The organism is Binatus sp. (SeqCode), assembly GCF_050013435.1.
Lineage (GTDB): Bacteria > Desulfobacterota > Binatia > Binatales > Binataceae > Binatus.
In genome coordinates this window covers 1-4,705 of record NZ_JBEKFG010000128.1, presented here as the reverse complement: position 1 = coordinate 4,705, position 4,705 = coordinate 1, and the positions used below count along the sequence as shown (strand labels likewise).

At 60.8% G+C, this 4,705-nt stretch carries 5 protein-coding genes and 1 pseudogene; 5 read left to right on the top strand and 1 reads right to left on the bottom strand.

The features are described 5' to 3' along the window. A partial coding sequence (locus tag ABSB13_RS16645) for a winged helix-turn-helix domain-containing protein (RefSeq protein ID WP_428110441.1) occupies positions 1-460 on the bottom strand: 460 nt, incomplete at its 3' end. Positions 461-847: 387 nt separating this feature from the next. On the opposite strand from ABSB13_RS16645, the gene ABSB13_RS16640 reads away from it, so the two are divergent. From ABSB13_RS16640 to ABSB13_RS16620, 5 genes and pseudogenes are all read left to right on the top strand, one after another. Then, positions 848-1,396: a cytochrome P460 family protein gene (locus tag ABSB13_RS16640; RefSeq protein WP_428110442.1), complete on the top strand. Its 549-nt coding sequence runs from the start codon at positions 848-850 to the stop codon at positions 1,394-1,396. A gap of 96 nt (positions 1,397-1,492) precedes the next feature. After that, entirely contained in the window at positions 1,493-1,768 is a 276-nt protein-coding gene (locus ABSB13_RS16635; protein WP_428110440.1) for a high potential iron sulfur protein, read from the top strand. Positions 1,769-1,987: 219 nt separating this feature from the next. Continuing rightward, positions 1,988-3,265 (top strand): epoxide hydrolase family protein, encoded by a 1,278-nt coding sequence (locus ABSB13_RS16630; RefSeq protein ID WP_428110438.1) that lies wholly within the window; start codon positions 1,988-1,990, stop codon positions 3,263-3,265. Positions 3,266-3,347: 82 nt separating this feature from the next. Next, positions 3,348-4,394: a thioredoxin family protein gene (locus tag ABSB13_RS16625; RefSeq protein ID WP_428110436.1), complete on the top strand. Its 1,047-nt coding sequence runs from the start codon at positions 3,348-3,350 to the stop codon at positions 4,392-4,394. A gap of 35 nt (positions 4,395-4,429) precedes the next feature. Beyond that, a pseudogene (locus ABSB13_RS16620) lies at positions 4,430-4,705 on the top strand (alpha/beta hydrolase); the annotation flags it as partial.

Below are 4,705 nucleotides of genomic sequence, written 5' to 3'. Positions count from 1 at the left end.
CGCTCAGTTGAGTCGAGACCTTGAAGACGTCATCGTCGCGCCCGACCATTCGCATCAACCGACTGGGCAGGTTGGCATGCGGAAAACTGCCGACAAGTGGCGAAGCGGCATTGCTCTGATCGCCCGACCGCGAGATCGGCGCCACGAAGCAGTAGCCCCGCCCGGCCAAGGTGGTGATGTATCGCGCGCCGTCCTTGCCATCGCCGAGCGCCTTACGCAGGCTGACGATATGAAACCGCAAGCTGTTTTCTTCTACGGTGACGTCGGGCCAGACCCGAGCTAACAGCTCTTTCTTACTGACAACTTCGTTGGGACGGGACACCAGAGCAATTAGAATGTCGAGGGCTCGCGCACCCAATTCGACAGGGGCGCCGTCCCTGGTGAGGAGCCTTTCGCTCGCGACCAAACTAAACGGACCAAACGACATTACGTCTTTGGTCTGCGCCGCCGGTGTCACCATGGCATCGTCTTTTGTAGCCGCCTGACCCCCGCGTTGCATTTTACGTCAAGGTTCGGCGCCACGCCATAGACCGCAGCAGCCGCTGGAACCTGCGCCAGTTCGGCAAGATGCAAACGTGCTCAATAATTTGGCAGCGCTGGCAACCGCTAACAACGCCTCACAACTCATAACGGGTCATTCGTGCTATCTCGGCGTAAACGTTTGGGCCAGGAAGCCAATTGAGGCCGAGCCAACGCGCAGTCACCGTACCTGAAGATGTTTGTGATGGCCTCGAACAACCTGAAATGGGCGATTTCCGATCGGCCGTCGAAGCAAGGAGATTTACCGATGCGTACGACCACAACCTCCGAAGACATCAATCGTGATCGCCGCGGGAGCACCGCAGCGATGTTTGCCGTCGCTGCATGCGCCGCCATTGCGGTAGTACTCGTCGGCTTGGGCGACAGGGCCATTTCCGCCCAGGACAAGTTCACCGTGCAAGTCCGGGGCGGGCTCGCGTTCTCTGAGTTCAGGGGATACGAAAGCTGGCAGGCTGTCGCCATCAGTCAAGCCGGAAGGCTCGCCTTGATCCTCGCTAATCCCGTGATGATCGACGCCTACCAGGCGGGCATTCCCGGCAACGGTAAGCCTTTCCCCGACGGCGCCAAGATGGCGAAAATCCATTGGGCCCAGAAAAAAAGCGAGACGGCTCCCGCTCCGACGATGGTGCCGGACACTCTGCATGACGTGGACTTCATGGTGAAGGATAGCAAGAGGTTCGCGGACGGCGGCGGATGGGGATATGCCGAGTTCGAGTATGACCCCGCGTCCGAGACGTTCAGACCCGGCAATTTATCTGACCAGCCGCCGCAGGCGAACGATGCCAAGTGCGGGGTCGCGTGCCACACAATAGTGAAGACAAGAGATTATGTTTTCACGGAGTACGGGAAGCGGTGAACGGCGAACAGCGAACAGGATTATCATCGTCCGCCCGATGTCTCCGCCACCACAGCCGTCGAACTCGGCGAAGCGAAAGCCTGATGGGAGTCGATCATGAATAGCCGTGGGAACGATTGCCAACGCATCTCACGCCGCGTGGTGCTCGCCGGCACCGCGCTTGCACTCGGCACGGCGGCAGCCGCTACGGCGGTCTCGCAAGCGGCAGCGCAGCAGAAGATCAGCCAGGCGGACGCCAAATATCAGGGAACTCCAAAGGGCGACCAGCACTGCGACGGCTGCGTCAACTTCCAACCGCCGAATGCGTGCAAATTCGTCCAAGGCGACATTAGCCCTAGCGGCTGGTGCCAACTGTTTGCCCGGAAGACCTAGTCTTTGCCGTCCCAAACGTTTTTCGGCGCGCGATGGCGGCGCGCGCCGACCGCAATGCCGCTCCTTAGGCGGGTCCAACGCCGGCAACGGCTAGCAACTCATCACAACACCTAACGGGCATTTCCCGCGGCTTTGCACAAAATGCTTGGAGCAGAAGCGGATTGCGGCCGGAGCATCAGCTGGTGATCGCAGGTCGCGCCGCCAATAGGGAGAACTATCATGTCCGCAATATCCTCATCGCTCGGCCGACGTGAGTTTCTTGCCAGCACGGCAGCCATTGGTGCCTCCGCCCTGTTCGCCACGTCTGCGCGGGCAGCGGCTGAGGACGGTTCGATCCGTCCATTCCATATCAACATTCCGGAAGACCAACTCGCCGACCTGCGTCGCCGCGTGTTGGCGACGCGGTGGCCCGAGCGCGAGACCGTGAACGATCGGTCCCAGGGCGTGCAGCTGGCAAAAATCCAGGAGATCGTTCGCTACTGGGGCAAGGACTACGACTGGCGCAAGGTGGAGGCGCGTCTCAATGCCTTGCCGCAGTTCATGACCGAGATCGATGGCCTCGACATTCACTTCATCCACGTCCGCTCGAAACATGAAAGCGCGTTGCCGCTCATCGTCACCCACGGGTGGCCCGGCTCGGTCATCGAGCAGCTGGGGATTATCGATCCACTGACCAATCCCACGGCGCATGGCGGGAGCGCATCGGACGCTTTCCATCTGGTGATCCCGTCGATGCCGGGCTACGGGTTTTCAGCCAAACCGACCACGACCGGTTGGGACCCCGACCACATCGCGCGAGCCTGGGCGGAGCTGATGAAGCGCCTCGGCTACACCCGCTACGTCGCCCAAGGCGGCGACTGGGGCGCCCCTATCTCCACCGCGATGGCGCGCCAGGCGCCGGCCGGATTACTCGGCATTCACGTCAACTTGCCGGCGACGATACCGCCCGAGGTGGGCGCGGTGCTTGCCGCCGGCGGGCCTGCGCCGGCGGCACTTTCCGAGAAGGAGCGCGCGGCGTTCGAAGCGCTCGACACGTTCACCAAAAAGAACAGGGCCTACTCGGTGATGATGAATACGCGGCCGCAGATGATCAGCTACGCTTTGACGGATTCTCCCGCGGGGCTTGCGGCCTTTATCTATGACTACAACAACGGCGAGCCCGAGCGCTTGCTCACCAAAGACGAGATGCTGGACGACATCACGCTATACTGGCTGACGAACACCGCGGCCTCATCGGCGCGGCTTTACTGGGAGAACCACAGCAACATCTTGTCAGCGGTCGCGCTGAAGACCGCCGAAATCTCGATCCCGGTGGCCATCACGGTATTTCCGGAGGAGATCTATCGAGCCCCGGAAACATGGGCCCGCCGCGCCTTTCCAAACCTGACCTACTTCCACGAAGTCGACAAGGGCGGACACTTCGCGGCATGGGAGCAACCTGAACTCTTCAGTGCCGAGCTCCGAGCCGCGTTCAGGTCGCTGCGTCAGTCGATTTGAGAAAACGCGACGCGCAGTGCGTGCGCGCCGCGCCCAGTGCACGCGCGTCAACATTGCTCGGAATCCTGAAGGGCATTCATCGATGAAAACAAACAAGCTGTTGGCAGCCGCGGTACTCGCCGGCGCGATCGGGGCTCCGATCGCGGCCTTGGTGGAGGAATTACCCAATCAAACCGGGTTGGCCTCTCTCGAGCGGGCGGACGAGTGGCTCAATTCGCCGCCCCTGACAGCGCCGGCGCTACGCGGAAAAGTCGTCCTCATCGATTTCTGGACCTACACCTGCATCAACTGGCTGCGCACGCTACCCTATATCCGCGCCTGGGACCAAAAATATCGGAATCAGGGTTTGGTGGTGATCGGCGTCCACGCACCGGAGTTCGCATTTGAAAAAGACCTGAACAATGTCCGCCGGGCCGTGAAAGACATGCGGATCGATTACCCGGTGGCGGTCGACAACGACCATGTCATTTGGCGGGCTTTTAACAACGAAGGATGGCCGGCGTTGTATTTCATCGATTCGCAGGGGCGCGTTCGGCATCATTATTTGGGCGAAGGCGGCTACGAAGAGTCGGAAACGGTCTTTCAAAATTTATTGGCCGAGGCGGGAGCGGGCAACGTCAGTCGTGAACCGGTTGCGGCGGATGCCCGCGGTATTGAAGCGGCCGCCGATTGGAGCGACCTGAAGTCTCCGGAAACCTATGTCGGGTACGGGCGCGCCCAGAACTTCACGTCGCCGGGCGGTACGGTCGTGGACCGGCCTGGCGTCTACGTACTCCCTGCGCAACTGCACCTGAACGATTGGGCGCTTTCCGGGGATTGGACGGCGAAGCGGCAGGTCGCCGTGCTGAACAAGCCCAATGAGCGCATCGCGTACCGTTTTCATGCTCGCGATCTTCATCTCATCATGGGCCCGGCAGCGCCGGGAACATCCGCGAGATTTCGCGTTCTCATCGATAGACAGCCGCTAGGCGCGGCTCACGGAGTTGACGTTGACGAACAAGGCGACGGCACAGTTGCCGAACAGCGGGTGTACCAGCTGATCCGACAACCGCAGCCCATCGCCGATCCACAGTTCGAAATCGAGTTTTTCGATCCGGGCGTGGAGGCTTTCTCGTTCACGTTCGGCTGATCCGCAACGCAACAATCGAACCAAGGAGATCCACCATGAATAAGATCAAAACGTCAGCAGACATTGATCATCTTCGCCGTCGTTTTTTCGGCGCTATTGCCATGACATTTGCCGCCGCCCGATTCGGCATGATCGGTTCGGCAAATGCACAGGCTATCAAGGCAAGCGCGAAGGAACTGCCCGCGGTCAAGCCGGGAACGCACACTTCGTTCGGTCCGCTCAAGCAGATCGATGCCGGCCTTCTCAATGTCGGCTATGCCGAAGCCGGCCCCGCCGACGGCCCCCCGATCATTCTGCTGCACGGCTGGCCC